The following is a 26,492-nucleotide window of genomic DNA, read 5'->3' as shown; positions in this document are numbered from 1 at the left end:
ACCTCTCCTTTAGGCGGCTGAGCCTAGTACTGACTGAAGGTCGATGCCCTGTTCACGCATCGCCGCCAATTTGTAGCGCAGTGCGCGGGTCGATACGCCCAGAGCATTCGCCGTTTTCGTCCGGTTGCCACCGAACTGACGAAGTTTGTCCAGAATGTATTGGTATTCCGCCTGTTTCTTCGCTTCGACGTGACCAAAGGCCGCATCAGATGCCACAGGCTGTGAAGGTGACTGAAACTCCACCGGCAGCATCAGATCCTGCGCGGTGATGTAATCGCCGTGACGCATCACCAGAGCACGCTGAATCACGTTCTCCAGCTCACGAATGTTGCCCGGCCAGTGGTATTGGCTGAGCGCCACGCGCGCGTCCTGAGACAGATGGCATTTGCTGCCATCCTGATATTTGGTGATAAAGAACTGGCTGATCGGCAGGATGTCCTCTTTGCGCTCGCGCAGCGGTGGCCAGTGCAAAGGCAGCACATCCAGACGGTAATAGAGATCTTCACGGAACTGGCCTTTCTGCACCTCTTCGCGCAAGTCTTTGTTGGTGGCGGCAATCACGCGGATATCGAGCTGAATCGCTTTGTGACTGCCCACCCGTTCCACTTCCCGCTCCTGCAAGACACGCAGCAACTTGGCCTGCACGGCTGGTGACATTTCGCCGATTTCATCGAGCAAAATGGTGCCGCCGTTGGCCTCTTCAAACTTACCGCTTTGCGATACCAGTGCGCCGGTAAACGCGCCTTTGACGTGACCAAACAGCACCGCTTCCAGCATTGATTCCGGAATGGCGGCGCAGTTGACCGCCACAAACGGACCGTCTGCGCGGTTAGATTGCTGGTGCACGTAACGCGCCAGCACTTCTTTACCCGTGCCGGACTCGCCGGTGATGAGCACGCTGGCGCTGGTGCAGGCGGCGCGATGCGCCAGTTGCAGCACCTGCTTACTGCGCCAGGATTCTGCGACGATGTTGGCCATCGGTTTGCCAAGTGCTTCAACGCGGCGCAGCAGATTCAATAACTGATTGGATTCAAACGGACGCAGCAGATAATCGGTCGCGCCCGCTTTCATGGTTTCTGCCGCCAGAATGCCCTGATCCTGATCGACAATCGCAATTGCCACACCCGCGCCTGCTTGCTTCTGATGACACGCGACCCACTCACGCACGCCCATGTCCGGTAAGTTGGCACTCACCACCGTGATGGCGGCGGCCTCTTGTAATAACGCACTGCGGCCGGTACGTGCATGGCGCACGCGGTAGCCGGCTTCGATCAAAACATCGATGACAGGTTGAGCGAGTAGTTCGTTTGGCTCAACCAACAAAATATCTGACTTCGTCATTACTGAACCTTCATTGAGTCGTTGGTTGGAGGAGTGGCGGCCACCACGCTTTCGTCGTCACGGACTAAGCGGATCACCACGCGGCGGTTTTGGGCACGGCCGGATTCGGTCGCGTTGCTGGCCACGGGATACCGCGAGCCGTGAGCGCGAATCTGAATTTTGTCAGCCGCGACCCCGAGTGTTTCCAGCACCGCAGCAACTTGCTCGGCACGGCTGCGCGACACACTCAGGTTGGCTAAACGTGAACCGACATTGTCGGTGTGGCCATCAATCAGCAGATGCGTCACCCGTTTGTCACGCGCAACATAAGAGATCAAATCACGCAGTGTGCGTTGCTGAGCCGCGCTCAACGACTGCTGACCCGACGCAAAATAGAGAGAAGTATCGCGCGCCTCGGTAAAGGTGATCGCCGGCAGCCGTTGCTGACAAGCTTTGAATTGGGTGATGACGTTGTGCACGCGAATGGAAGGCAGCGTGACCCGCTGCGACTCGGAAGGGGCGCTTCCGCTCAGCGACAGTTGCAGCCACTGCCCTTGGTCAATGGCGTGCAATACCGTGTCAATCTGGGTCGAAAAAGAGAAGCGGTTGCCTTGGTGGCGAAGCCCTTCGCTCACCGGGGTTGCCTGCTGTGGCACAATCCACGGCGGCGTCAGCAGCGACAACGCTGCGTGCTGCCAACTCACCGGGCTATTATTGAAGCGAAATTCAAAGGTAACTTTATTATTTGTGACTGAGCGGAAATAAAACTTCCCCTGCGGAACTTCCGTATGCACCAAATTGCAATTAAATGCATCACCTTTATATATCCAAGATGACAAGTCCATCGGAACGTTTATCTCTTGTTGAGAGAAAGCTGGCGTAGATAGAAATAAACCTAAAGCACAAGAAGTAAAAGAACATATTTTTAACACGTGATGATAAAAATATTTTTTACCTTCCATTGACACTTTCCTGTCATTTAAATATGCCATCGAATTATCATAACTGGCATACATTTTCATATTGATGTCCCAATCTGATTCAATGTTCACTACGTTACAAGCCTTGTAAAATCAAGCAGTAAGCATAATGAACCTGATGAATAAACAACCAACTAATACAAAAAATTATCTTCCGTGACATCTTCTGCAGCGATTCATTCGCCATCTTAAACACGAAAAAACAGCCTATAAATTAGGCTGATCATTTTTTATTCATTTATATCTATATTTATTTATCGACCAACCTACTCGCTTTCATATTGTTATTGAAGAACTAAATTGGCACTTCAAATCAACATGTGAACTAACGTCACAAAGTTATAATTAGGCACTAAAAATAAATAAAAAATTCTGTGTAGACTGTGCTCCACAAAGAAAACACTCTCTGTCAACGCACGGTAAAATATAAATGGAAAATCAAATCCAGACGCCTATTCCCGAGGTGAAGACCTTAAACGTGGAACTATTAGGAAAACCGATTCATATTATTCGGGAAAAACTGGACACCATTATCACCGACGCCTGTAACGGCTTAACCAGTGAGCTCCAGAACTGGCTGACCACCCATCACATCGATGTGGCGCTGGATTCGGTAGAACTACACAGCGTGAAGCCTTCGGACATCGACAAGCGCAGCGTGACCCAGTTTTGTCATCAAGACGGCGGCGCGCTGTTTGTGCGCCTTGACAGCCACATGCTGATCACGCTGGCTGATCGCTTTTACGGTGCCAACATGGCGCGCAGCCAGAGTGTCTTGACCAGCAGCGATCGCCGCCTGCAAGAGCGCATCGGTAAAGTCGTGGCCCATTGGGTCGCACCGCAAGAAATGTGGCAACTGCACGAGGGCGACATCGGCAACGGTATCGGCCTCAAAGCAGAACTGTCGGTGCGTTATGCCGACCAGCATGGTGTGTTGACGCTGATTATGGAAAGCCAGTTGGTGCAAACCCTGATTGATCAACTGGATCTGCAACCCAATACCGAGTTGAACGCGCAGTTTCGCCGCTCGCTGCAACACACGCCTGTGCGTCTCAATGTGCTGCTGAGCAAGAAAACCATGCCCCTCAGCGACGTGTTGCGCCTGACGCCAAATGACATTCTCCCCATCGATTTACTCTCCACGGTGCCGGTCAGCATCGGTCACGAACGCCTGTTTTCTGGCCGGATTGCCGAGCAAGAAGGCCAACTGGTGTTGATTTTAAACCAAGATAAGGAATCCCTAAGATGAGTGACGCTCTAGACAATGCCAGCTTTGATGACGAAGCGCTCAATTTCGATGAGTTTCATCTGGAAGATTTGGAACCTGAAACCGAGGGTGACACCGCGCCAAACGTGGAACGCGATTTGAGCTTCTTTCGCAATATTCCGGTCACCGTCACGCTGGAAGTTGCCAGCAAAGCAATCGCCCTTGGCGAGCTGATGAAAGCGGGCGAAGGCAGCGTGATTGAACTGGATAAACTCAACGGCGAGCCACTGGATGTGAAAGTCAACGGCGCCCTGCTCGGCCACGCCGAAGTGGTGGTGGTGAACGACAAATACGGTCTGCGCCTGATTGATGTGCTCGACAGCGCCCTCACCGCTGTGGGCCAATAACAGGGCGGTGTCATGACTCAACTGCGTTCCCTGCGCTGGGTTGGCGCGCTGGCGCTCGTGCTGATGCTGTGTGCATGGCCGACGCTGGCGGCCGATAACGGCCTGACCCTGTTCACGGTGTCCGACGGCAGCACTCAGGAAGAGTACAGCGTCAAGCTGCAAATTCTGCTGCTGATGACGGCGCTGAGTTTTCTGCCGGCGTTCATTTTGATGGCCACCAGCTTTACCCGCATCATCGTGGTGCTGGCGATATTGCGCCAAGCGCTCGGCCTGCAACAGAGCCCGCCTAACCGCGTCTTGGTTGGCATTGCGCTGGCGCTGTCGCTGCTCATCATGCGTCCGGTGTGGAGCGAGGTGTATGAGCATGCGTTCAAACCGTATGACCAAGGCCAAATTACGCTGATGCAGGCGTTTTCCGTCGCGGAAAAACCGGTGCGCAATTTCATGCTGGCGCAGACACAACAAAGTTCGCTGGAGCAGATGCTACGCATTGCTAACGAGCCGCTGGATCAGAACGTCGACGACATTTCGTTTGCCGTCGTCCTGCCGGCGTTTGTCATCAGTGAGCTGAAAACCGCGTTTCAAATCGGCTTCATGCTGTTCATTCCGTTTCTCATCATCGATTTGGTGGTCGCCAGTGTGTTGATGGCGATGGGGATGATGATGCTCTCGCCACTGATCATCTCGCTGCCGTTCAAACTGGTGGTGTTTGTACTGGTCGATGGCTGGGCGATGACGGTCGGCACCCTCTCGGCCAGCTTCGCGCAGTAGCGTGACTCGGCACATTTAAGGAACGCTGTATGACTCCAGAAACTGTCGTGACCCTGATTTCCAACGCCGTGTGGATGGTGATCCTGATTGTCGGTGTGTTGGTGGTGCCGGGTCTGATTGTCGGCCTCGGCATTGCGATTTTTCAGGCCGCCACCCAGATCAACGAACAGACACTGAGCTTTCTGCCGCGCCTGATGGTGACGCTGCTGATGGTCATCTTTGCCGGTCACTGGATGCTGCGCAAGTTCATGGAACTGTTTGATTTTCTGTTCCATAACATTCCGGGGATGATTGGCTGATGGAGCTGAGCTTTGCCGAGATTTCCAGCTGGCTTGGGCAACTGTGGTGGCCCTTTTTCCGTATCGGCGCCGTGTTTGTTTCCATGCCGTTTTTCGGTGACCTGCTGATCCCGGTCTGGGTGCGCAGCCTGCTGGCCCTCTCCATCACCGTGATCACCGCGCCTTTGATGCCCGCGATGCCCGCGGTCGATTTGATGTCGATGACCTCGCTGTTTCTCGCGTTTGAACAGGCGGTGTGGGGGCTGATGTTCGGCCTGATCCTGCACATGCTGTTCACCGTGTTTACCCTACTCGGCCAAATTGTTTCGCTGCAAATGGGCCTTGGCATGGCGATGATGAACGACCCGGTGAACGGCCTGTCGGTCGCCATTCTCGGCCGCATTTTTCTGGTGTTCACCACCCTGCTGTTTCTGGCATTGGAAGGCCATTTAGTGGTGATTGATGTCCTGATCCAGAGCTTTACCGTGTGGCCGGTCGGCTCCGGGATCACGATGTTGTCGCTGCAAGGTATCGTCCATATTTTCAGTTGGATGTTCTCAGCGGCGCTGGCGTTGGCGCTGCCAGCCATCGTCTCGATGCTGCTGGCCAACATCAGTTTTGGCGTGATGAACCGCGCCGCACCCAGCCTCAACGTTTACGCACTCGGCTTTCCGATGACCATGTTGCTCGGCCTGTTCAGCGTGCTGATTTCGGTCTCCGGAGTGCCGGGACGCTACGGCTCGCTGGTGCATGACACGCTGCGCTTTCTCCATCAGTTTATGGCGGGGGGCGCATGAGCGATCAAGCTTCGTCTCAGGACAAAACCGAGAAGGCCTCGCCGCAGAAAGTCAAAAAGGCGCGCGAGCAAGGCCAGATTCCCCGCGCCAAAGAGTTCACCACCGCGGTGATTTTTCTCGCCGTGGCCATCTACTTCTACGCCCAGCTGCCCGCCATCTGGCAATCCATCGCGGGCGTGTTTCGCTATAACCTGTCGCTGACCCGCGCCGATCTCGACAATCCGATGCAGATGGTTGAACAGTTGGGTCACAGCCTCGGTATGGTGATTGAGCTGCTGATGCCGATGTTTCTGGTCATCATCGTGGTGACGCTCGCCAGCAGCATGATTCTCGGTGGCTGGCTGTTCCGCCCGGCCAACCTGCTGCCAAAGCTGAACAAACTCAATCCGATCAGCGGTATCAGCCGGATTTTCTCCACCCGCTCGCTGGTTGAACTGGTGAAATCGACGCTCAAAGTCAGCGTCATTTTCGCCGTGCTGTACGGCTATCTCGATAACCATCTGCAACCCATGCTGGGCATGCAGGGGCTGCCGCTCAATCAGGGCTTTATCCTGATCATGAACATCCTGTTTGAAGGCTTGCTGCTAATGGGCTTTGCCCTGTTGGTGTTTGGTGTGATTGATATACCTTACCAGCGCTGGGAACACCTCAAAGAGCTGAAGATGACCAAGCAGGAGCTCAAAGAAGAATACAAAAACAACGAAGGCCGCCCGGAAATCAAACAGCGTATTCGCCAGATTCAGCAACAGTTCGCCCGTCGCCGCATCGACAAAATGGTGCCCAAAGCCGACGTGGTGATCGTCAACCCGACCCACTACGCCGTGGCGCTGAAATACGATCCGGCGCTGTCGGACGCGCCGTTTGTGGTCGCCAAAGGGGTGGATGAAACCGCGCTGCACATTCAGCGCCTCGCACGCGACAACCAGGTGGAAATTATCCACTCGCCGCCACTCACGCGTTCGATTTACTACACCACTGCCATCGAGCAGGCTGTGCCCAGCCAGCTGTATGTGGCGGTGGCCCATATTCTGACCTACGTCCTGCAGCTGAAAGCGTTTCGCAGTGGCAGCGGTGAACAGCCGCTGCCACTGCCACACTTTTCGATTCCGAACCATCTGCAGCACTGATTTGCATTGAATGAAGGACTGATAACCATGCTCAACCGGTTAAAACAATGGCAAAACTCCGGCAAGGGATACCTCGGTATTCCGATTGTGCTGCTGATGGTACTGGCAATGGTCATTCTGCCACTGCCACCGCTCCTGTTGGACGCGCTGTTTACCTTTAACATCGTCTTGGCGATTCTGGTGCTGTTGGTCAGCACCACCGCCAAACGCCCGCTCGATTTCTCCATCTTCCCGACCATTCTGCTGGTCGCAACCTTGCTGCGCCTGACGCTCAACGTTGCATCAACCCGTATCGTGCTGTTGGAAGGTCACAACGGCGGCGACGCGGCTGGTAAAGTGATTCAGGCGTTCGGTGAAGTGGTGATCGGCGGCAACTACGTGGTCGGTATGGTGGTGTTCATCATCCTGATGATCATCAACTTCGTGGTGATCACCAAAGGGGGCGAACGGATCTCCGAAGTCTCGGCGCGCTTTACGCTCGATGCCCTGCCGGGCAAGCAGATGGCGATTGACGCCGACCTCAACGCCGGCCTGATTGACCAAGACACCGCGCGCGATCGCCGCCGCGAAGTGGCGAACGAAGCGGACTTCCACGGCTCGATGGACGGTGCGTCGAAATTTGTGCGCGGTGACGCGGTCGCCGGTTTGATGATTCTGTTCATCAACATCATCGGCGGGATCAGCATTGGCGTATTCGAACATGGCCTGCCTGCCTCTGAAGCGTTTAAAACCTACGCCCTGCTGACCATCGGTGATGGCTTGGTGGCGCAGATTCCATCCTTGCTGCTGGCCACCGCTGCGGCGATTATCGTGACGCGCATTAACGACAGCGACAACGACATGTCGCAGACCATGCACAAGCAACTGCTGGCCACGCCGGCCACGCTGTTTACCGTCGCGGGCATCATGGTGGTGATCGGGATTGTGCCGGGCATGCCCCATCTGGCGTTTTTCACCTTTGCGGCGGCGCTGGCCTTTGCTGGTTGGCGTCAGGCCAAAAGCCCGGCGATCGACACCTCACTCGATGAAGTCGAAGCGATTTCGCAGGCGATGCAAAACGAAGGCGACTCGCCACTCAGCTGGGAAGACATTCCCCACGTGCAGACCTTGTCGCTGGCGCTTGGCTATCGTCTGGTGCATCTGGTCAATAAAGATCACGGCGCACCGCTGACGCAGCGCATTCGCGGTGTGCGGCGTAACCTCTCCGAGCAGGTTGGCTTTTTGCTGCCGGAAGTGGCGATTCGCGACAACCTCAGCCTCAAGCCCAACCAATACACCATTTCGCTCAATGGCGAACTGGTCGAACAGGGCTTGATTGAACCCGACCGCCTGATGGCAATCGCCGTGGGTGAAACCTATGGCGACATCGACGGCATTCTCGGCAGCGATCCAGCCTACAACCTGCCGGCGGTGTGGATTGAACACCCGCAGAAAGCGCGCGCGCTAAATATGGGTTATCAGGTGGTGGATGATGCCACCGTGGTGGCGACCCACATCAGTAAGGTGATGAAAACCCATCTGGCGGAGCTGTTTAACCACGACGATGTCGATGCGATGAATCAGCGCCTGACTGCGCAAGCGCCGAAACTGGCGGAAGCGCTCGCCGCGGCGCTGCGCCCGGCGCAGCAGCTCAAAGTGTACCGTCAGCTGCTGCTCGATCAGGTGCCGCTGAAAGACATTCGCACCATCGCCAACACCATGCTTGAATCGTCGGAAAATACCAAAGACCCGATTCTGCTCGCCGCCGATGTGCGCTGCGCCTTGCGCCGCACGCTGATTAACCTGCTGGCAGGCCAGAAGAGCGAGATTCCGGTGTATGCCTTGTCCGACGAACTGGAGCAGATGCTGATGACCTCGCTGCATCAGGCGCAGGCGAGCGGCAGCGTGATGCTGGACAGCTTCCCGATCGAACCGAACATTCTCGGCCAGTTCCAGCAGAACCTGCCGCTGATTAAGCAGCAGTTGAAACAGCAAGGCATGGCGCCGATCCTGTTGGTGATGCCACAACTGCGTCCGCTGATTGCCCGTTACGCGCGGACGTTCTCGCACGGACTGGCGGTGCTGTCGTACAACGAAATTCCGGAAAACAAACAGATCAACGTGGTAGGAAACCTTGGCTAATCTCTCTTCGCATCAAGCGCTGTACCATTATCTGCGCGACCTTATTGAGCAGCACATCGTCACGGAGGACGACGCGCTGGTGTTTGACGCCTTTCAGCGCAACGACATTCGCCACGCCTGTCAGGCGATTCGCGAGGCGCACAGTGGCGAGGTGGAGTATCAGCACCTCACGCTGCGGTTTGGCAGTCAGGGCGAACAGAGCGTGTATCAGTTTGAGCTGTCGGAGCCGATGGCGTTCTGCCTCGATCTTTACAGCCTGTATCTGGCACTGCGTCAGTCCCGTTTTCAGATGGAAACCTTTCATCCGGATCTCATCAGCAACGTGGTGGTGCCGATTCGTGCCGATGCACTGTTGTGGCCAGCGGGCGCGCTGTTTCTCGACCAGATCCTGCAATTTCATCGCGCGGCGTTTGCTCATGTGGTGCCGTCGGTGCAGATCAACTTTGCCCATCCGCTGCACCCTGAGTTGGACGAACTGGTTGAACAGATTCGCGAGAACGCGTACGCGCAGTGGTTTGAACTCTACACCGCGGCAGAAAACTTTGAGCAGATTGCACGCTATAAGCCGGACATGCTCAAGCTCGCGGTGTCGCTGGAGAACAAAGAAGATCGCAGCGCCTTTCTGCCCATCGTGCGCTTTTTGCGTCAGCACCGCTTTAAATGGGTCGCCGGCCGCGTCGCCAGCCAGACCGAACTGAACCAGTACAAACTGCTCGGCGCGAGTTATTACTTTGGGTATTTCAGCGATATTCCGACGTCGCTGTCTTTTAAAACCTTCGATGACGCGGATAACGACAGCTGGTAACGCCTGGCTTGCCCCTCAAAATAGGGTGATTTCTGGAATAGACGTCACCTTATCCCTGCCTTTTTTGCCCTTTAGTCAATTTTTTTCAATTTCTGATTAATTCTCGCCAGCAACCATCCGCCTCTAGTTAGTGAGCAGGGAATATCCCGAAGAGCCTGAAGATAGCGACAACCAAGGAGACTAAGATGGCTTTATCTATGCACACTAACTACGCATCGCTAGTTACGCAAAACACTCTGAACAGCACAAACAACCTGATGACTACTGCGATGGAACGTTTGAGCACTGGCCTTCGCATCAACTCTGCCGCGGATGACGCAGCGGGTCTGACGATTGCGAACAAACTGGAAGCACAAACGCGCGGCATGTCAGTAGCGATGCGTAACTCTCAGGACGCTATCTCAATGCTGCAAACCGCAGACGGCGCACTGGAAGAGCTGACAAACATCGCATACCGCATGAAAGACCTTGCCACTCAAGGCGCGAACGGCACCAACGGTACCACTGAACTGGCCGCGCTGGATTCTGAATACCAAGAGCTGGAAGCCGAAGCAACGCGTATCCTGACGCAAACCACTTACGGTGCGGGTCAGCAACTGCTACAAGGCGGTAAACTGGCGGCAGCGGTGGATTTCCAAATCGGTGCGTCAGCGGCTGAAACACTGACAGTAGATATTTCAACGAACCTCGGTAACGTGGACTTCACCACCACAGGTGCACTGACCACAAACGCGGCATCCAACGCGGAAATCACTGTGATTGACGGTCTGTTTGATACCATCAACACCGTGCGTTCAACACTGGGTGCAAACATCAACCGTCTGGACCACACCATCAACAACCTAGCGAACGTGTCTGAAAACACCGCCGCAGCGAAAGGCCGTATCACAGATGCTGACTTCGCGGTTGAATCGTCCAACATGACGAAGAACCAAATGCTGATGCAAGCCGGTACTACCGTACTGTCTCAGACCAACCAGATTCCAAGCATGGCCATTTCACTGCTTCGCTAAGCAGCGACGCCATACATCTGTACGTTTGTATTTGCCTCCTGCTCGTTGGGAGGCTTTTTTCCGTTTTACTTTTTTCGTGGCGCCTGTCCTCTTCCTTTTCGACAACATAGCCGGCGCCTTTTTTCCTTTGCTTTCATCGGGTCGATTCCGACCTCATTTTCTTCCATTCACCCTTAATTCCCAGCGCCAAACGGTCGCATTACCCCGTTGAGAAACCTTGATTGACAAGGACTTGATTTCCAAAGAATCGATTTCCAAACAATTGATTTCCTTGGAATTGATTTCCGAGGAATTGATTTGCAAGGAATCGATTTCTGAGGAAAAGCGGAACTGCCGATGAGGAAACACCGCTTCCGTTTTTCACCAATTAATTTAATAAGTCACTGTTTTACAAGAATTTAATCTATGGCACACATCTTGCGAATTTAGCGACAGGTTCTATCAAACCCGACACGCTACCGCGACATCTGATGTGCGCACCACGGTAAGCAGACTGAGCAACAGGGAGCGCCCAAATGAGTTCATTGGATCCAATCACCATGGCAACACAGCTGGCTACATATGATGTGCAGTCATTTCAGCAACGTTATCAAACGCAATCGACCCAATACCAGTCTCAATTGACGGCGTTGGGCAAAGTGGAAACCGCCCTGCGCGCGTTTCGCACGGCGATCACTGAAATGAACAGTTCCACCAGCAGCATCGTGAAAAACAGCGCCACCATCTCGCAAGAAGGTTACTTCTCCGCGACAGCCGACGCCAATGCGCTGGCGGGCAGCTATCAGGTGTTTGTGGAGCAAGTTGCGACCGCGCATCAAGTCTCAGCCAGCATGCCTGCGAACCTCGATGCCACCACACAAGTGCCGACCACCGGCACCCTCGATTTCACCATCAACGGCGAGACCATGACATTGGATCTCTCGACCCTCGACAGCGACGGTGATGGGGTGGCGACCATGGCAGATCTGGTGTCAGCGATTAACAACGACAGCAACAACCCGGGTGTGAACGCGACGCTGGTGCGCTCGAACGGCCAAACCTATTTCATGCTATCGAGCACCGAAACCGGCGTGGCCAACTCGGTCAACGTGGCCGTCTCCGGCACTGGCCAAACGTGGTTTGAAGATGCGTTGACCAACCTCAACGAGATCAGCGCGCCGCAAGATGCCGTGATTTGGCTTGGCGCCCAAGGCTCCGGCCTACAACTGACCAACAGCAGCAACACCTTTGAAGGCGTGATCAACGGCGTCGACCTGACCGTGACCAAAGCGCAAACCAGTGGCGAAGCGCCATTGAGCCTTTCTGTCGGTGCGGACCAAGAAGGCACCAAAGAACAAATGAATAAGATCATCGAGGCCTACAACAGCCTGATGAAAACCATCGATACCTACACCTCGATTGGCGGCGAAGATGCCCAACGCGGCGTGCTGGCGAGCGACCCGACCATTCGCTCAATTGAGAGCCAACTGAAAACCTTAGTCCGTGGCGAATTTGAAGGCATGCGCCTGAGCGATCTTGGCATCGAAATCAGCCGCGACGGGACGATGAAAATCGACGCCGACAAGTTCGAAGACGCGCAAACCACCAATACCGCGGCGCTGGAATCGTTCTTTAACGGCGACGGTAACTTGCTCGATAGCCTAGATTCGCTGCTTGACCCCTACCTGCAATTTTCTAACGGCCTGTTTAAGTCACGTAAAGATGCGCTGCAACAGAACATCAGTCGCATTGAAGACAAACAGACGGCACTCGAGCGCAAATACGACATGGCGTATGACCGCTACCTGAAACAGTTCACGCAAATGAACCAACTCATAACCAAGATGAACCAGACCATGTCGATGTTCGGCTAAGTCTGGCGAGGAGACGTTTTATGTTAATGGACTCGGGCTACGACTCGTATCAACAAGTCGATTTAGATGCACAAGCCGCCGCCGCCACACCGCATCAGTTGGTGGTCATGCTCATTGACGGCCTACTCAACGAGATTGAACGCATTCGCGGCCACATCAGCGTGGGGCGATTGGCAGAAAAAGGCGCGGGCATTAACAAGTGCATGAACATTCTGATCGGCCTCGACAGCGCGCTCGATATGGAGAGCGGTGGCGAGCTGGCAACCAACCTGCACCAGTTGTACGACTTCTGTCAGGTGGAGCTGTATCAGGCCAGCGTGCAAAACGATGTGGAACGCCTCAGCACCGTGGAAACGGTGATGGGCAATATCAAAGAAGGATGGATGAATTTTGGTCAATACGCATAAGGTTTCCCCTGAGCGATTCCGCCACCTTTCTCAGCGGATCACCATCGCGACAAAATTGCAGGATTGGAGCGCGCTCGCCCGCTACGACAGCGAGCTGCGTGAACTGCTGCAATACCACAAGCCGTTTCTGCGCGACCCACAACTGGCGCCGCAAATCGCCAAAGCCAAAGCGGCGCATCAGGCGGCTTTGGCCGCCCTGAAAGCGGCGACTGCGGAACTGGAATCGGACATGGTACAGGTCAGTGCGCAGCAAGAACGCGCCCTTGCCTATCAGCTCGCCATGACCATGGAGGGTTAAGCATGCAAGCCATGACGCCTTCCGCCAACCATTTGCCAGCAAGCCATTCGCCAACAAGCCGTGCAGCACCTGCCAGCTCATCGTCGCGCAGCGGCAAATCAGATGCCGCCTCGGATATTCATCAAGCACGTTCGTTTGGCGACGCCGATGCCAGCAAAACAAGCCGCTTTACGCTGGGCCACGCCGTTCGCCCGTCCCCTGCAACGCAAAACGGGGAAACATATAACGAGCAAGCCGAGCTAACGACTCAACCCCAAGAAGAACTGGGCGACCTGACCGCGCTGGCGGCGCTGCTAAGCGCCCATCAACCGATCCCAACGCAGGCTCAGTGGGTCAAAGGGTTTGCCGAGAACCATCGCGTCGGCGGCGTAAACACCGCAAATACTGCCGCGGCGCAAAACGTAAACGCCAATGCAGCAGCACCATCGGCAACAGGACAATCAGCAACGGGGCAACTCAACGCGCAATCTGCGCTGGCCACCAGCGAGAGCCAGCCCGCTGCGACCAAAGCCGCGCTCCCACTCGACAGCGCGTTAAACGCGGCGCTCAATCAGGCCATCCACCCAGCCTCTGGCGCGCCAAGCCACGGCCAAGCGCAGGCTCAGGTTCACGCGCCGAGTGCCACCACAACGGTCAATGCGCCGGAATGGGCCAGCGTGCGCATTGATACCCAAGCCGGCAAATGGGGCGAGCAAATGCTGCAAGTGCTGCATGACCGCGTCACGCTACAAGCGCAGCAGCACCTGCAAGAAGCCAAGATCCGTCTCGATCCACCCGATCTCGGCAAGCTGGATTTGGTGGTGCGCGTGGAAGGCGATCGCCTCAGCGTGCAGATCAATGCCAATGCCGCGGCGACCCGTGAAGCGCTGATGCAGGTGTCTGATCGCCTGCGCGCCGAACTGCAAAGCCAGAACTTTGTGCACGTGGATGTCAATGTCGGCGCCGATCAAGGCGGCCAGCACCAATCCTCGTCTCAGGATGAGGCTGCTGCCAGCCCCATTTTCGCGGCGCGCGACACTGGCGACGAGCCGTTTACCGCTTCTCTGTCTGAGCACTGGCTCAGCACTCACGCCTAAGGTTTCAACGAGGAATAAAGGTTATGACCAAACAGCAACTTATTACCGTGTTTATCATGATGATCATCACCAGCGCCCTCGTCTCTGCGGGAACCGTGTTTGGTGGCATCTGGTATCTCAAGCAGCAAAGCGCGCAGCAAGAGCAGCCATCCAGCGACTGGCTGGCGAACTCGCCGCTGGCGTTTTTAAGCGACACCACCCCATCGCCCAAAGCGCCGAGCTTTCATTCGCTGGATAAAGTGGTGCTGAGCGTGAAAGGCAAAAATCAGAACCACTTTCTGATGCTGGAAATCGCGGTCGAAACTCGTCATCCGGAACGCATCGCCAACATTGGTGATTACATGCCGGTGGTGCGCAATTCGCTGATCAAACTGTTCAGCGACAAAACCTATGAAGATTTGCAGCAGGACGGTGCGATTGAGCACCTGCAAAACGAGGTCAAGCTGACCATTCTCAACGCCTTTGAGAAAACCGACATTCTGCGCGACATCGACGATGTGCTGCTGACCAAATACGTCGTGCAGTAAGGACACGCTTATGTTGGATATGCAATATCAGGACGAATATGCCATGGCGGATGAGGTCGCCTCGCCGACACAGCCGATCGATGAAAACCGCCTGCTCAGCCAGTATCAACACTTGGTGAAGCGGGTCTCGAACCAACTGCGGGTACACGCCACCACGCATTGCAGCCTTGAAGACATGCAGCAAATTGGCCTGATTGGCCTGCTGGAAGCGGGGCGCCGTTATGGCAACATTGACGACCCGAACTTTCCTGCGTTTGCGGTGTGCCGTATTCGCGGTGCCATTCTCGATGAACTGCGTCGGTTGGACTGGCGATCACGCAAAACGCGCCAGCAAGCGCACGAACTCAACGACGTGACCCGCGATTTGACCCGCAAACTGGGTCGTCAACCCAGCGATCGCGAAATCATCGCTGCGCTGGGCACCGATGAGCAGGATTACTACGCGCGCTTAAATGCCTCCTTAGCGGGGGAAATGCAGAGCTTGGATCAGTTGATAGACACGGGCGTCGAGCAATTTGCCGACGGCCATTACGACGGCATGACGCATGAGCACATTCGCCGCAGTTTAGAACAGGCGGTCGGCCAACTGAGTAAACGTGACCAACTGCTGTTGACCCTGTTCTATCAACACGAACTCAACTTACACGAAATCGCGCTCGTGCTCGATCTGACGCCGCCTCGCATCTGTCAGCTACACAAACAGGCGCTCAAACAACTCAACCAATATTTGTCCTCTTAGGAGCCACTTATGCAAAAGTTTCTTGGTGCCATCATTGTTCTGATGTGTGTATTCGGCGGTTACGTTTGGGCGGGCGGCAGCCTGACGGCGATTTGGCAGCCAGCAGAATTTCTCATCATCGCTGGGGCGGCACTTGGCTCGCTGATCATCGGTAACCCGCCTCAGGTACTCAAAGAGATGCGCCGCCAACTGCGTATGATGTTGTCGCAGCCGAAAAATGAGCAAGCGTATTACATGGAGCTGATGGCGGTGCTGCAAGTGCTGCTGGAAACCGTGCGCAGCGGCGGCTTTAAATCCCTCGACAAGCACATTGAAAGCCCCGACCAAAGCCCGATTTTTGCCCGTTACCCGTTGGTTGCGCGTGATTATCGTCTGGTTTCGTTCATTACCGACAACCTGCGCTTAATGGCGATGGGCCAGATGTCGCCTCATGAACTTGAGGGGCTGCTGGAACAGGAAATCGACGCCATTCAGACCGACCTGCTGCTGCCATCGCGTTCAATGCAGCGCACCGCAGAAGCACTGCCGGGCTTTGGTATTCTGGCGGCGGTCGGCGGCATCATCATCACCATGCAAGCCATCGATGGGTCCATCGCCCTCATCGGCTACCACGTTGCTGCGGCACTGGTGGGCACCTTTATCGGCATTTTTGGTTGTTACTGCTGTCTTGATCCGGCAAGTAACGCCATGGCTCAGCGCGTCAAACGTGACATGTCGGCTTTTGAATGCGTGCGCGCCACTCTGGTGGCCTACGTGGCGAAGAAACCGACCCTGCTGGCGATTGACGCAGGGCGTAAGCATATTCAGCTAGACATTAAACCGACGTTCAACGACATGGAGAAATGGCTAGCGGAGCAGGAGGGATAATGCAAAAACAGGAGCATGTCGTATTCAAGCGCTCAACCCGCAGTCACGACGAGCCTCACCATGGCGGCGCGTGGAAAGTCGCCATGGCCGATTTTATGATTGCGCTGATGGCACTGTTTCTGGTGCTGTGGGTGATGCAGGTGGTGAACAAAGAAGAGCGCAAAGCGATTGTCGCGCATCTGCACAGCGCCAGCGTGTTTGATCGCAGCTACGGCAACCCGTTTGATACCTCGCAAAGCATCTCTCCAATCGACTTGGCTTCAGAATCGTCGGTGCCGAGCAAGCACGATGCCAACCATACCGTGACCTCGTTCTATAACGGCAACGGCAATGGCCCGGAATCGGATGCGATCATTCCTGGCAACTTCGATACCCAGGAACAGTTGACCATTCTGGCTAAAGTGATTGAAGCCATGATGCGCCAGATCAGCGCGCAAGGGAACGTACACGTCTCCGTGACGCCGCAAGGGCTGCGCATTGTGCTGCAGGACGATTACAAACAGCACATGTTCAGCCGTGGTGGCACCGAGCTGACGCCGTTTTTTGAAGATCTGTTGTTGGCGCTGGCGCCGGTCTTTCAGCGGGTCGAAAATCCGCTCATCATCAGCGGCCACACCGACTCCACGGCGTTCAAGCGGCGTTTCAGCCATCGCACCAACTGGGAGCTGTCGGCCAACCGCGCCAACATTGCGCGCCAGACGTTGGTGGCTGGCGGCATGCCGGAACAGCGTGTGTTGCAGGTCACCGGCATGTCGGATCGCGCTTTACTGAACCCCGACGAACCAGATGGCAGTGAAAACCGCCGTATTGAACTGTTTGTGTTGACCACGCCTGCCGCGCAGGTGTTGGAGACCTTCTTTGGCAATCAGCAACCGGGCGAGTTGGACAAAGCGCGCAATCAAGCGCAGTTCAACCAGCCAGTGCTGCGTCAAGAAACCATTCAGTATTCGACCCCGGCCGAGGCCACAAAGCAGCCCGACCAACCGTTGTAACGCGTCCCCTGCCCGACGCCTGAGCCTCGGGCAGCTTTCCCGGTTCCATGACCCTTTTGATTACCGAGCACGTTATGTATCAGCAGCCCCGCAAACCCACGCAAACCGACGGCCTGAAAAAAGCCTTCCTCTGGCTGATCGTCATCGATTACTGCCTGCTGGGGCTCTTTTTGCTGCAACTCACCAGCCTGACACTGCACGCAGGCACCAGCATCAGTTTGCTGCTGATGATGTACAACATTCTGCTCAGCTTTCTCTGCTTTCAGCGCACCGACAAGCAGGAGTCTTACATCATCTACCCGACGCTTTCGGCAACGCTGCTGGCGTTCATCTGCTTCCTATATTTCTTTTTTTTGATATAAGCGGCCGAGATATAACAGCTTTCTGACAGCCTCGGCCAAAAGTATGACGACAGACTGACGCATCTGACATTTCTCTGTTGAATAATACTCATCAACAACAACGTCCACACGTTCACTCGATAGATAAGGAAAGATGATGAAAAAAGCGATGTTCGCCCTAAGTGCACTGACTTTTATTTTGGCGGGCTGTGACACGGCTGATACAGCGGCAACGCAAGCAGAATCTCAACCCACCGTGGATACGCTGCCAACGGCAGTCAGCAACGCAGTTTCAACCGTCACCGACACCGTTTCAGCCGCCGCAGGCGCCGTTGCAGAAACCGTCGAAGCCGGTCACAACGCCTTCAACAGCCTTGATTGGCAAGGCACCTACAAAGGCACGCTGCCTTGCGCCGATTGCGCTGGCATCGACTACACCCTGACGCTTAGCGAAGATGAAACCTACACCCTGACGCAGGTTTACCAAGGGAAAGAGGAAGACGGCGGTCAATTTACATCAAGCGGCAAATTCCATTGGGACACCAAAGGCAGCGTGATCACGCTGGAAGATGGCTCTGAAACACCAAACCAGTACTTCGTCGGAGAAAACCTGCTGATGAAACTCGACATCAACGGCGAGAAAATCACTGGCGATATGGCCACACTCTACAACCTGAAAAAACAATAAGTCGTCGCGGACTCACCGCCCCCCCGGACTCAAAACGCCAGCATGATGCTGGCGTTTTTTATGGTGTCGAAACTGGCGGTAAACGTGACATTGAAACGTAACATTGAACGTAGCGTAGCACGCCGATTCCCCAAGTGTTTCACCCCGCGAACCGCCTATTTTTCTCATCGCCCGCTGCCATCGCCACGCTGGATTTGTCTGGCTGATCGCAAGTTTTATTTTGTTCTGAGGGCATCAAACTTACTTTTCACAAACTAAAATCAAAATGTGATCTCGATTAATAAACCACACAAAAAGCAGGAGTATTTTAACTTGGCATGACGTTTTTGGGGGAGTAGCCATGACTGCATCGAAAATGTTTCTAAGAGATTTTCTTGGCTTAGTTTTAATTGTTTCAACCGTACTTGCTTTGCTCAGTGTTTTGTTGGATCTACTGGCTTTGATGGCCTATTTCAACCACGAAACACAAGTCGCCACCGTGTTATTTGACGAGTCGTTCTACATGTTGGTGTTCTTTGTTCCGCCCTACTTTATCGCCAAATACATTAACCGCACCGACGTGGTGAAAGCGGTGGATGAATATCAGCTGATGAAGAGTAAAAGTGAAATCATGTAAGTGATGATGCACGCGACAGCAATCATGTTGAACATAAGGGTTTGATGGGTATTGTGTGTCGCGTTTGTGTATCTATCGAATGCGTTTTGGTTGAGTTTGAAAAGGGTGTTTGAGGTTTGACGCGTTTTCGCATCATCGAATCACGCAGCTTGGTTTGTCACGCGCCAGTTACTCTTTGCTGGCACAAAGAGTAACCAGAAAATGCCTGTTGTTTCTTTGTCGTTGCCCGGGACGGTTTTAGGCGTTCCCGACGCCGAAAACCTAAAAATTCATCCATGAATTTTTCCCTAGTGAAAAGGGATTAATGACAACGCTGATTTCATTGAAGAGACAAAGACAAGACTGGTAACTGTACTGTAAAGAAAAATCCCACTGCATAGTGAAAATGCCATGCGTTGGGAATTTCTTAAACAGTTTGTCAGTACTAAAATGGGATATCGTCGTCAAAGTCCATTTGCAGTTCGTTATTAATTGCTTTTGGTTCGAGTTTATCTTCATTTTTTAGAAGTTCGTCTACACCAAGTTCAGTTATTGCGTAGGCATAATAATCGTAACCTTGTTCATCAGTTTCTACGCTTTTACTAACTAACCCCATTCTTTCTAACTTGATTAAAGAAACCTGTAATACTGACTCTTTAACGACTTTTAGCCCATTGTAGATGCTAAAAAACGAAATGCCCTCGGGGTTACTAGTTTGACTTTTTAAGCACTCTGCTAAAAAGTGATAGTCTTTATCCCTTAGTTCGTAGTTAGCAGGATTGGCAACAATTCTCTTATTTTCAGAAAGAGCCACATGGTTAATTAACCCTAACCTTTCAACTTCCGATTTAATCAATGAACACGCACGATTTGTTGCTGAAATCAAGTCGTTATCACTACGTGTTGCCTCATAATCGGCAGGCGTGACTCCCAACAGGTCTGTTGGCAAATGCATTTCTACATTTCTTGGTTTTAGGATAAACGAACGAGATTTCCCAATAGCGCCAACAAACAAACCCATCTCAAAAATAACGTTATCTCTTACTACATGCTCCTTACGACTTCGAATTGAAGTAATATCATCGGGAGCGAATATAAATAGTGCAAAATCTACAGTTGATGATTTTTCAACCAAATCATCAATTGTTGTCGAAGAAAGCTTAAATGTGCCGTTTTTCCATATAGTTACTTCAAAATCGTGATCTAAATTGACATTAACAGCCTCAGCGATCGGTAAGCTTTCTGCTGAAGAAGCTATAAATAACCTTGGTTTTCTCACATATGACTCCGTCTATATTATTTTCGTGCTAACGCCTGCAATAAGGTGTGCTCCAGAAAACCTGAAAGGCACACTGAACTTGATACCGAAACCGCCGAGTGCTACACATCACCTTGATTGATTTGTTAAGCGCATCGAAACTAAATGACTACACTACGTCCTGTTGGGAGATGTTCGAGACGGTCACCAAGTACACCTTTGAGTAACCTATACGCTTTCATACCCGTGCAATGGCCCGTATAAAGCTTATCTATGGGATAACTCTGTAACTTACGCCCTACCGCCTCAACCTCTTCTTTTGTACCACCGATGCTATTAAATATCGGTAACCCAACTAAATGGAAACCACCGACAACAGCCTTAATCCTTGTGTTAGGGAAAAGTTCAACAGCAGTTTCAACCATATTAAGAACACCACTGTGAGCACAACCAGTAAAGATTACAAGACCATCGCTTTCTTTGATTATCAGAAGTAGTTCATGGTCAAATCTATCTGGCTTGCATCCTCGCCTAGAATTTGTAAATAGGTATTTATTACCCTTCGGCTTTTGATACCTGTCGCTTATGTTTGTAACAACAAAAATATTAGGGAGTATCTCTGTTGTATCATTGATGAAAGTAAATCGCGTCTGTGTATTGTCTAACAAGGCTTTATCGATACCAACATTACTCTTAAAGAAAAAAGCCTTGAAGTAATAGTCAGTTTCTTCGCACTCTCGAAAATACACCCGAGCTTTAGAGTTGGTATCGAGAAAGTGTGTAATACCATTACAATGGTCATGATGTCGATGAGAAATAACAGCAGCATCTACGTTTTGAATTTCAATATCCAGTAATGCAGCATTATCGCAAAACGCTTTACCACTACCGGCATCAAATAATATCTGCCGACCCATTGTATTCACATGAAGAGACAACCCCCTTTCAACCGCGAGGTCGGGTCTATTGTCCAACCGAGTGTTATCAACTAAAGCTGTAAGTTCCATAAATACCTAATAAATTGAACATTCGATCTGCGCTTAACGCCGCGTTAAGGCGTGAATGCCGCACATACCAAGTTTCAGCAGACCACTCTCACCACAAATATAACCGCAAATCAAAAATGCCACGCTGCATGAATCCCTCTTAAACGCATTGTTATACGTTTACTCACGCATAAGTTCAGTGTTGATTTTATACAACTTTTCAATAAGTTTTATGGACTCAGAGCTATAATGCAGAGCTCTATGACAATTTGGACATAGAGCAACACAATTGGATACTGTGTCCGTTCCACCTAGAGATAAATGTTTTACATGATGTACTTCCAAGTAAGGATTACCCGTAACTGTCGTAAATGGAGCTTCTGTTTTGCATAACTCGCAAAAGCCCCTAGCACGGTTTAGAACCCAAGCTTTGACCTGGGCGGAGCGATCGTAACTTACACTAGAAACATATGTAATTATTGGTTCACTAACTCCCTGTGGTTTTGTAAACGATGCTTTTTGTTGATAAGAAGAAACCTCAATTTCAAAACCAACTGTGGGGTCGCTTTGACGGTTTTCATGCCGCGCAATCAAACTTTCTATTTGCTCACCAACTCTACGTCCAACGTTCTTTGCTGGTTTAAGTCCAGAAACCCATTGCCGTCCTAACAAAGCGAAAATATACGAAATGTTTTGCATTCTATATTCATAAGCTTTCTCCGAACGACCAAACTCTAATGCTAGATCACGATAACTTGCTTTTTTGTTGAGGTTCTCACCTGACTGCTCTTTGGCATACATTTCTAAGTAAACCTTTACAGTGGCACTTAATTCCTCTTCTGACCAACTTTCGCTCATACTACTTTACTACCTGAACGTATAACATCGAATAAAACCACGTACATCATCAACCACTAATGCAAACTAATCAAACCCCAACCGCCAAAACGTGCCGAAGGTATCAAACACGTTTCAACACCAACGAAACGCCCTATCCCTCTCATCCATAGGGAAAAATTCATGGATGAATTTTTAGGTTTTCGGCGTCGGGAACGCCTAAAACCGTCCCGGAATGCGACCACAAACCCAAGGCACTTTCTGGTTACTCTTTGTGCCAGCAAAGAGTGACTGGCGCGTCACACCGCAAGCCGCCTATTTCCCTAAAGCCAAAACGCGACAAACCTAAAGCAACAAGCCGCCATACCCCGCACTAAAAAGACAAAAAAAAAGACCATCAAACGATGGCCTTCCCCTTCCAAAACACAACACTCACAAATTCTGACTCAGCTGCCCCGCCACACTCAACAACTGCGTCTTGGTGTGTTCAATATCCTCAATGTGGTGATGCACCGTATTGGAGTTGAGTGTCATGTACGGCACCGTGATCACCGCCATCACTTCCCCCAGCACGCCGAAAATCGGCACGCTGATGTTGGTCACCCCGGAGATCTGCGGGCTTTCGCCGATGTAAAACCCTTGCTCGACCGTTTTGTCGATGTGGCTTAGCGCGTGTGCCACTTCATCAGCCGTGGCGCGGGCTTTTTTGAGGATCTCTTTTCGCTGCTTTGCTTCACTGAAACTGAGCAGCACAATCCCCGACCCCGACGAGCAGATATCAATCTTCGAGCCCAAACGCAGGCTGAATCCCATTTTGTATGGGCTCTCTTCGCGGGCAATCACCAGCAGCTCACCATTTTTGTAGCTGCACAAATGGCACGATTGATTCACCTTGTGACACAAGGCTTCCATCAGCGGGTTGGCGCGTTTAAGCAACTGCGCAATCGGCGGGTGTTGGTTGGAGAGCGCGAACATCTTCAGCGTGAGCGAATAGCACGAGGTTTCGCTGTCGTACTCGATATATTGCCGCTCCATCAGTACCGACAACATGCGAAAGATTTCATTAATACTGCGGTTTAGCTTTTCTGCGATCTGCTTTTTCGACAGCGGTTCTGACTGCTCGGCCAGCAGTTCGAGGATCTCAAGCCCCTTCTCTAACGCAGGCGCTCGATATTCTGTTTTCTTATTGCTTTCCATAGGAATTCTTACTCAACACGACCGCCTAAGAGTACTACAAGCCGCGCGCGGCCGCTATTGCACGCCGCGCTTGTTCAACGGCAAGCACCCACACCATGAGTGCTTGCTCAGGGTTTATTTAATCAGCCCCATCATTTCTGGCAGCGTCATGGAAATGGCCGGAATGTACGTGACCAAGCCCAATACAAACACAATCACCAAGAAGAACGGCAGCAGCGTTTTGATGACGTGGTCGATGCTGATCCCGCTGACTTTACAGCCGGTAAACAGAATCGGCCCAACCGGCGGCGTGATGGTGCCCAGCGACAGGTTAAACACCAGCAAAATACCAAACTGCACCGGATCCATCCCCAAGCTGACACAAATCGGCAGGAAGATTGGCGTGAAGATCAGCACCGCGGGCGTTGGGTCCATAAACGTACCGACAAACAGCAGCACCAAGTTGATGATCAGCAAAATGATGATCGGGTTGTCGGTTAGCGACATCAGCCCATCGGCGATCATGCCCGGGATCTGCGTAAACGCCATCACCCACGACATAATCGAAGACGTTGCTAGCATGAAGATAACAATTGCCGACATCTTCGCGGTATTGAGGAAGATTTCTGGCAGCTTACGTAAATCCAGCGCGCGATAACAAAGGCTGAGAAACAGCGAGTAGACCACCGCAATCGCCGAGGCTTCCGTCGCGGTAAAGATGCCGCCAAGAATCCCGCCAATTACCACGATGATGAGCGACAGGCTCGGAATCGCGTCCATAGTCACTTTCACGCAGTCTTTTATCGTCATGCTGTTTTTGGCGATGTAACCGCGGCGTTTAGCCATAATGCCCGCCACAATCATCACGCCCAAGCCCCATAAAATGCCTGGCACATAACCGCCCATAAACAGCGCCGAAACCGACACGCTGCCCGCCACGGTCGCGTACACAATCAAGGTGTTGCTGGGTGGAATCAACATGCCCGTTGGTGCCGAGGCAATGTTCACTGCGGTGCTGAATGCGGTGTCGTAACCTTCTTTTTTCTGAATCGGAGACATGATGCCGCCGACCGCTGCGGCCGACGCCACGCCCGAACCACTGATCGAACCAAACAGCATGTTCGACACCACGTTGGTTTGCGCCAACGAGCCCGGAAAGAAGCCGCTGACAATTTTGGAGAAGTTAATCAGCCGTATCGCGATACCGCCGTTGTTCATGATGTTGCCGGCGAGAATAAAGAACGGAATCGCCAGCAAAGCAAACGAGTCCAAGCCGACAAACATCCGCTGCGCCGATGTCACCATCGCGCCCTGCCCCGGCAGAATCACCAGCATGGCCGCGAACGAAGAAATCCCGACGCTGATCGCAATTGGCGCACCAATCACCAAGAAGAAAATCACGCCACAAAACATAATCAGCGACGCTGTGAGAGCTAAATCCATCCTAGGCTCCTACGAGTTGGTCTGAATGAGTTGTTTGAGTCGAATCGACAGGTGCATTTCGTTGTAGAGGAAATAAAACACCATCAACGCGCCACTGATAGGAATCGCCGCATAAATCACGCCCATGGGAATTTGCAGCGCTGAGTCCATTTGCCACATTTGGCGCACTGAACTGTTGTAACCGCCGATGATCATGATTGAAATCGCGAACACCACCGTGACCAGCTCGATCAACATCTCCAGCACGATCTGGGTTTTCTCGGCAAATTTTTGTTTTACAAAATTGATGGCCATGTGCTCTTTGAGGCCAAACACATACGCTGATCCAAATAAGATCAACCAGATAAACAGGTAACGCGACAACACTTCGCTCACCGCGCTCGGACTGTTAAACAGGTAGCGAACCACCACCTGATACGTCACCAAGAGCGTCATTGAGGCCACAATGGCGATGCAGATCCACGACAGCAGTTTATCTACCCAATGTTTTAAGGTGTCGACTTTCGCAATCAAGCCGTGCTTTTGCTGTTCTGACATATTTTTTCACCCTGACAGGGCCGAAGCGCACTCCGGCCCTAAAACGTTCAAACGGCTTATTGCAGCGCGGCAATCTTCTCTAGCAGCGTTTTCTGAGCGGCAGTTTCCGCCAGATCGCTTTGTAGTTGCTGACAGCTTTGCTGGAATGGCGTGATATCGACTTCGGTGAAGGTCGCCCCTTTCGAAGACGCTAATGCTTTCGCTTGTTCGATTTGCGCATTCCACAGTTTGAATTCGTTAGGTGTGCTCTCTTTGGCAAGGCGGCGCAGCGTCGCCTGGTCTTCTTTCGGCATGCTGTTGATGAAGTAGCTGCTGATCACCACCAAGTCCGGCACCATCAGGTGACGCGTCGCAGTAAAGTAAGGCGCGACTTCGTACTGTTTCAGGTCGGCATAGGTGATTTCGTTGTTTTCCGCGCCATCCAACACGCCCTGCTGAACCGCGGTATACACTTCACCTTGGCTCATCGGCACGCCCGTTCCGCCCATGCACGACAGCATTTTGATCATGGTGTCGGATTGCATCACGCGGATTTTCTTGCCTTTCATGTCGGCGATGGTTTCCGTTGGTGCGCCTTTGGTGTACATGCTGCGCGCGCCTGCGGTGTAGGCGGTGAGCACTTCAAAGCCAAAACGCTGCGTGGAAGCAAACAGATCATCCAATACGCCGGATGTAAACACTTTTTCCTGATGCGACGGGCCACTGTACACATACGGCATGCCGATCATGCGGAACGTTTTGTCATAATTTTCCACCAGCGGGTTCGCGACCACGGCCATTTGAATCGCACCGTTTTGCACCAGTTCCAGCGCCGCACGTTGGTCGCCCAGCAGCTCGTTCGGATAAATCGTCAGCTTGTAACGGCCATCGGTTTCTTGGCTCAGTTTCTGACCAAACTCTTGCAGCGCCTGATATTGAGGGTGTTTGTCAGATTGGTTAAACGCCGCTTTGATTTCCGTCGCCGCAGACGCGAGGCTGGAAAACCCTAAAGCAGATCCAACAACGGCAGCGAGTGTGGCAATTTTCAGTGATTTGTTCATCAGCAT

General features: G+C 52.6%; 29 protein-coding genes. 20 read left to right on the top strand and 9 right to left on the bottom strand.

What is annotated here, in order from left to right:
- Nucleotides 1-9: 9 nt before the first annotated feature.
- Both VFA_RS04510 and VFA_RS04505 read right to left on the bottom strand, forming a co-directional pair.
- Nucleotides 10-1,341: a sigma-54-dependent transcriptional regulator gene (locus tag VFA_RS04510; protein ID WP_004725113.1), complete on the bottom strand. Its 1,332-nt coding sequence runs from the start codon at nt 1,339-1,341 to the stop codon at nt 10-12.
- Nucleotides 1,341-2,165 (bottom strand): OmpA family protein, encoded by an 825-nt coding sequence (locus VFA_RS04505; protein WP_050780248.1) that lies wholly within the window; start codon nt 2,163-2,165, stop codon nt 1,341-1,343. The genes VFA_RS04510 and VFA_RS04505 overlap by 1 nt, the downstream gene beginning before the upstream one ends.
- A 565-nt stretch (nt 2,166-2,730) precedes the next feature.
- Here VFA_RS04505 and VFA_RS04500 point away from each other — a divergent pair.
- The 20 genes from VFA_RS04500 to VFA_RS04405 all read left to right on the top strand — a co-directional run bounded on the left by VFA_RS04500 (nt 2,731) and on the right by VFA_RS04405 (nt 19,230).
- Complete coding sequence (locus VFA_RS04500; protein ID WP_038150933.1) at nt 2,731-3,549, top strand: FliM/FliN family flagellar motor switch protein; 819 nt, start codon at nt 2,731-2,733, stop codon at nt 3,547-3,549.
- A complete protein-coding gene (fliN, locus tag VFA_RS04495; protein ID WP_004725110.1) occupies nt 3,546-3,914 on the top strand; it encodes a flagellar motor switch protein FliN in 369 nt (122 codons plus the stop codon). Before VFA_RS04500 ends, fliN begins: the two co-directional genes overlap by 4 nt.
- A gap of 12 nt (nt 3,915-3,926) precedes the next feature.
- Nucleotides 3,927-4,685: a flagellar type III secretion system pore protein FliP gene (gene fliP / locus VFA_RS04490; protein WP_004725109.1), complete on the top strand. Its 759-nt coding sequence runs from the start codon at nt 3,927-3,929 to the stop codon at nt 4,683-4,685.
- Between the two features lie 29 nt (nt 4,686-4,714).
- Nucleotides 4,715-4,984: a flagellar biosynthesis protein FliQ gene (fliQ, locus tag VFA_RS04485; protein ID WP_004725108.1), complete on the top strand. Its 270-nt coding sequence runs from the start codon at nt 4,715-4,717 to the stop codon at nt 4,982-4,984.
- Nucleotides 4,984-5,760, top strand: coding sequence for a flagellar biosynthetic protein FliR (gene fliR, locus VFA_RS04480; RefSeq protein WP_004725107.1), 777 nt, complete (start codon nt 4,984-4,986; stop codon nt 5,758-5,760). The genes fliQ and fliR overlap by 1 nt, the downstream gene beginning before the upstream one ends.
- Entirely contained in the window at nt 5,757-6,887 is a 1,131-nt protein-coding gene (flhB, locus tag VFA_RS04475; RefSeq protein ID WP_004725106.1) for a flagellar biosynthesis protein FlhB, read from the top strand. Before fliR ends, flhB begins: the two co-directional genes overlap by 4 nt.
- Nucleotides 6,888-6,914: 27 nt before the next feature.
- Nucleotides 6,915-9,008: a flagellar biosynthesis protein FlhA gene (flhA, locus tag VFA_RS04470; RefSeq protein WP_004725105.1), complete on the top strand. Its 2,094-nt coding sequence runs from the start codon at nt 6,915-6,917 to the stop codon at nt 9,006-9,008.
- Nucleotides 9,001-9,813, top strand: coding sequence for an EAL domain-containing protein (locus VFA_RS04465; protein ID WP_004725104.1), 813 nt, complete (start codon nt 9,001-9,003; stop codon nt 9,811-9,813). The genes flhA and VFA_RS04465 overlap by 8 nt, the downstream gene beginning before the upstream one ends.
- A gap of 185 nt (nt 9,814-9,998) precedes the next feature.
- Complete coding sequence (lafA, locus tag VFA_RS04460; protein WP_004725103.1) at nt 9,999-10,826, top strand: lateral flagellin LafA; 828 nt, start codon at nt 9,999-10,001, stop codon at nt 10,824-10,826.
- A gap of 515 nt (nt 10,827-11,341) precedes the next feature.
- Nucleotides 11,342-12,679 carry a flagellar filament capping protein FliD gene (gene fliD / locus VFA_RS04455; protein WP_004725102.1) on the top strand — a complete coding sequence of 446 codons (1,338 nt, stop codon included), beginning with the start codon at nt 11,342-11,344 and terminating at the stop codon, nt 12,677-12,679.
- 20 nt (nt 12,680-12,699) lie between these two features.
- Nucleotides 12,700-13,086, top strand: coding sequence for a flagellar export chaperone FliS (fliS, locus tag VFA_RS04450; RefSeq protein WP_004725101.1), 387 nt, complete (start codon nt 12,700-12,702; stop codon nt 13,084-13,086).
- Nucleotides 13,070-13,384 (top strand): hypothetical protein, encoded by a 315-nt coding sequence (locus VFA_RS04445; protein WP_014204727.1) that lies wholly within the window; start codon nt 13,070-13,072, stop codon nt 13,382-13,384. Before fliS ends, VFA_RS04445 begins: the two co-directional genes overlap by 17 nt.
- Before the next feature lie 2 nt (nt 13,385-13,386).
- Entirely contained in the window at nt 13,387-14,460 is a 1,074-nt protein-coding gene (locus VFA_RS04440; RefSeq protein WP_004725099.1) for a flagellar hook-length control protein FliK, read from the top strand.
- Nucleotides 14,461-14,483: 23 nt separating this feature from the next.
- The gene (locus VFA_RS04435) at nt 14,484-14,987 is read left to right on the top strand and encodes a flagellar basal body-associated FliL family protein (RefSeq protein WP_004725098.1); all 504 of its coding nucleotides are present in this window, start codon (nt 14,484-14,486) and stop codon (nt 14,985-14,987) included.
- A 10-nt stretch (nt 14,988-14,997) separates the two neighbouring features.
- Nucleotides 14,998-15,726: a FliA/WhiG family RNA polymerase sigma factor gene (locus VFA_RS04430; RefSeq protein WP_004725097.1), complete on the top strand. Its 729-nt coding sequence runs from the start codon at nt 14,998-15,000 to the stop codon at nt 15,724-15,726.
- 9 nt (nt 15,727-15,735) lie between these two features.
- Nucleotides 15,736-16,593, top strand: coding sequence for a flagellar motor stator protein MotA (gene motA, locus VFA_RS04425; RefSeq protein WP_004725096.1), 858 nt, complete (start codon nt 15,736-15,738; stop codon nt 16,591-16,593).
- A complete protein-coding gene (locus VFA_RS04420) occupies nt 16,593-17,585 on the top strand; it encodes a flagellar motor protein MotB (RefSeq protein WP_004725095.1) in 993 nt (330 codons plus the stop codon). The genes motA and VFA_RS04420 overlap by 1 nt, the downstream gene beginning before the upstream one ends.
- 74 nt (nt 17,586-17,659) lie before the next feature.
- Complete coding sequence (locus VFA_RS04415) at nt 17,660-17,947, top strand: hypothetical protein (RefSeq protein WP_004725094.1); 288 nt, start codon at nt 17,660-17,662, stop codon at nt 17,945-17,947.
- A gap of 136 nt (nt 17,948-18,083) precedes the next feature.
- Nucleotides 18,084-18,614, top strand: coding sequence for a copper resistance protein NlpE (locus tag VFA_RS04410; RefSeq protein WP_004725093.1), 531 nt, complete (start codon nt 18,084-18,086; stop codon nt 18,612-18,614).
- Nucleotides 18,615-18,954: 340 nt separating this feature from the next.
- A complete protein-coding gene (locus VFA_RS04405) occupies nt 18,955-19,230 on the top strand; it encodes a hypothetical protein (RefSeq protein WP_004725092.1) in 276 nt (91 codons plus the stop codon).
- Nucleotides 19,231-19,654: 424 nt separating this feature from the next.
- Here the strand turns inward: VFA_RS04405 and VFA_RS04400 are convergent, their stop codons facing one another.
- From VFA_RS04400 to VFA_RS04370, 7 genes are all read right to left on the bottom strand, one after another.
- Nucleotides 19,655-20,488 (bottom strand): nucleotide-binding protein, encoded by an 834-nt coding sequence (locus VFA_RS04400; RefSeq protein WP_004725091.1) that lies wholly within the window; start codon nt 20,486-20,488, stop codon nt 19,655-19,657.
- Between the two features lie 140 nt (nt 20,489-20,628).
- Nucleotides 20,629-21,474 (bottom strand): MBL fold metallo-hydrolase, encoded by an 846-nt coding sequence (locus tag VFA_RS04395; protein ID WP_004725090.1) that lies wholly within the window; start codon nt 21,472-21,474, stop codon nt 20,629-20,631.
- 159 nt (nt 21,475-21,633) lie between these two features.
- Nucleotides 21,634-22,311, bottom strand: a complete 678-nt coding sequence (locus VFA_RS04390) for an HNH endonuclease (protein ID WP_038150925.1) — start codon at nt 22,309-22,311, stop codon at nt 21,634-21,636.
- 411 nt (nt 22,312-22,722) lie between these two features.
- Nucleotides 22,723-23,487 (bottom strand): IclR family transcriptional regulator, encoded by a 765-nt coding sequence (locus tag VFA_RS04385; protein WP_004725087.1) that lies wholly within the window; start codon nt 23,485-23,487, stop codon nt 22,723-22,725.
- A 114-nt stretch (nt 23,488-23,601) separates the two neighbouring features.
- The gene (locus VFA_RS04380; RefSeq protein ID WP_004725086.1) at nt 23,602-24,909 is read right to left on the bottom strand and encodes a TRAP transporter large permease; all 1,308 of its coding nucleotides are present in this window, start codon (nt 24,907-24,909) and stop codon (nt 23,602-23,604) included.
- A gap of 9 nt (nt 24,910-24,918) precedes the next feature.
- The gene (locus tag VFA_RS04375; protein ID WP_004725085.1) at nt 24,919-25,446 is read right to left on the bottom strand and encodes a TRAP transporter small permease; all 528 of its coding nucleotides are present in this window, start codon (nt 25,444-25,446) and stop codon (nt 24,919-24,921) included.
- 56 nt (nt 25,447-25,502) lie between these two features.
- Nucleotides 25,503-26,492 carry a TRAP transporter substrate-binding protein gene (locus VFA_RS04370; protein ID WP_004725084.1) on the bottom strand — a complete coding sequence of 330 codons (990 nt, stop codon included), beginning with the start codon at nt 26,490-26,492 and terminating at the stop codon, nt 25,503-25,505.

This window comes from Vibrio furnissii CIP 102972, from assembly GCF_000176175.1.
Lineage (GTDB): Bacteria > Pseudomonadota > Gammaproteobacteria > Enterobacterales > Vibrionaceae > Vibrio > Vibrio furnissii.
Note: the sequence above shows the minus strand (reverse complement) of the source record. Positions and strands in the feature narration are given on the sequence as shown.

What these genes read in the sequence shown, in the direction of transcription:
- VFA_RS04510 (WP_004725113.1), bottom strand. Translation starts at nt 1,341, where the DNA reads ATGACGAAGTCAGATATTTTGTTGGTTGAGCCAAACGAACTACTCGCT.
- fliR (WP_004725107.1), top strand. Translation starts at nt 4,984, where the DNA reads ATGGAGCTGAGCTTTGCCGAGATTTCCAGCTGGCTTGGGCAACTGTGG.
- fliS (WP_004725101.1), top strand. Translation starts at nt 12,700, where the DNA reads ATGTTAATGGACTCGGGCTACGACTCGTATCAACAAGTCGATTTAGAT.
- VFA_RS04430 (WP_004725097.1), top strand. Translation starts at nt 14,998, where the DNA reads ATGTTGGATATGCAATATCAGGACGAATATGCCATGGCGGATGAGGTC.
- VFA_RS04505 (WP_050780248.1), bottom strand. Translation starts at nt 2,165, where the DNA reads ATGGACTTGTCATCTTGGATATATAAAGGTGATGCATTTAATTGCAAT.
- VFA_RS04410 (WP_004725093.1), top strand. Translation starts at nt 18,084, where the DNA reads ATGAAAAAAGCGATGTTCGCCCTAAGTGCACTGACTTTTATTTTGGCG.
- VFA_RS04435 (WP_004725098.1), top strand. Translation starts at nt 14,484, where the DNA reads ATGACCAAACAGCAACTTATTACCGTGTTTATCATGATGATCATCACC.
- VFA_RS04380 (WP_004725086.1), bottom strand. Translation starts at nt 24,909, where the DNA reads ATGGATTTAGCTCTCACAGCGTCGCTGATTATGTTTTGTGGCGTGATT.
- motA (WP_004725096.1), top strand. Translation starts at nt 15,736, where the DNA reads ATGCAAAAGTTTCTTGGTGCCATCATTGTTCTGATGTGTGTATTCGGC.
- flhA (WP_004725105.1), top strand. Translation starts at nt 6,915, where the DNA reads ATGCTCAACCGGTTAAAACAATGGCAAAACTCCGGCAAGGGATACCTC.
- fliN (WP_004725110.1), top strand. Translation starts at nt 3,546, where the DNA reads ATGAGTGACGCTCTAGACAATGCCAGCTTTGATGACGAAGCGCTCAAT.
- VFA_RS04420 (WP_004725095.1), top strand. Translation starts at nt 16,593, where the DNA reads ATGCAAAAACAGGAGCATGTCGTATTCAAGCGCTCAACCCGCAGTCAC.
- fliP (WP_004725109.1), top strand. Translation starts at nt 3,927, where the DNA reads ATGACTCAACTGCGTTCCCTGCGCTGGGTTGGCGCGCTGGCGCTCGTG.
- flhB (WP_004725106.1), top strand. Translation starts at nt 5,757, where the DNA reads ATGAGCGATCAAGCTTCGTCTCAGGACAAAACCGAGAAGGCCTCGCCG.
- VFA_RS04415 (WP_004725094.1), top strand. Translation starts at nt 17,660, where the DNA reads ATGTATCAGCAGCCCCGCAAACCCACGCAAACCGACGGCCTGAAAAAA.
- VFA_RS04500 (WP_038150933.1), top strand. Translation starts at nt 2,731, where the DNA reads ATGGAAAATCAAATCCAGACGCCTATTCCCGAGGTGAAGACCTTAAAC.
- VFA_RS04385 (WP_004725087.1), bottom strand. Translation starts at nt 23,487, where the DNA reads ATGGAAAGCAATAAGAAAACAGAATATCGAGCGCCTGCGTTAGAGAAG.
- fliD (WP_004725102.1), top strand. Translation starts at nt 11,342, where the DNA reads ATGAGTTCATTGGATCCAATCACCATGGCAACACAGCTGGCTACATAT.
- VFA_RS04405 (WP_004725092.1), top strand. Translation starts at nt 18,955, where the DNA reads ATGACTGCATCGAAAATGTTTCTAAGAGATTTTCTTGGCTTAGTTTTA.
- VFA_RS04390 (WP_038150925.1), bottom strand. Translation starts at nt 22,311, where the DNA reads ATGAGCGAAAGTTGGTCAGAAGAGGAATTAAGTGCCACTGTAAAGGTT.
- VFA_RS04395 (WP_004725090.1), bottom strand. Translation starts at nt 21,474, where the DNA reads ATGGAACTTACAGCTTTAGTTGATAACACTCGGTTGGACAATAGACCC.
- VFA_RS04370 (WP_004725084.1), bottom strand. Translation starts at nt 26,492, where the DNA reads ATGCTGATGAACAAATCACTGAAAATTGCCACACTCGCTGCCGTTGTT.
- VFA_RS04375 (WP_004725085.1), bottom strand. Translation starts at nt 25,446, where the DNA reads ATGTCAGAACAGCAAAAGCACGGCTTGATTGCGAAAGTCGACACCTTA.
- VFA_RS04440 (WP_004725099.1), top strand. Translation starts at nt 13,387, where the DNA reads ATGCAAGCCATGACGCCTTCCGCCAACCATTTGCCAGCAAGCCATTCG.
- lafA (WP_004725103.1), top strand. Translation starts at nt 9,999, where the DNA reads ATGGCTTTATCTATGCACACTAACTACGCATCGCTAGTTACGCAAAAC.
- fliQ (WP_004725108.1), top strand. Translation starts at nt 4,715, where the DNA reads ATGACTCCAGAAACTGTCGTGACCCTGATTTCCAACGCCGTGTGGATG.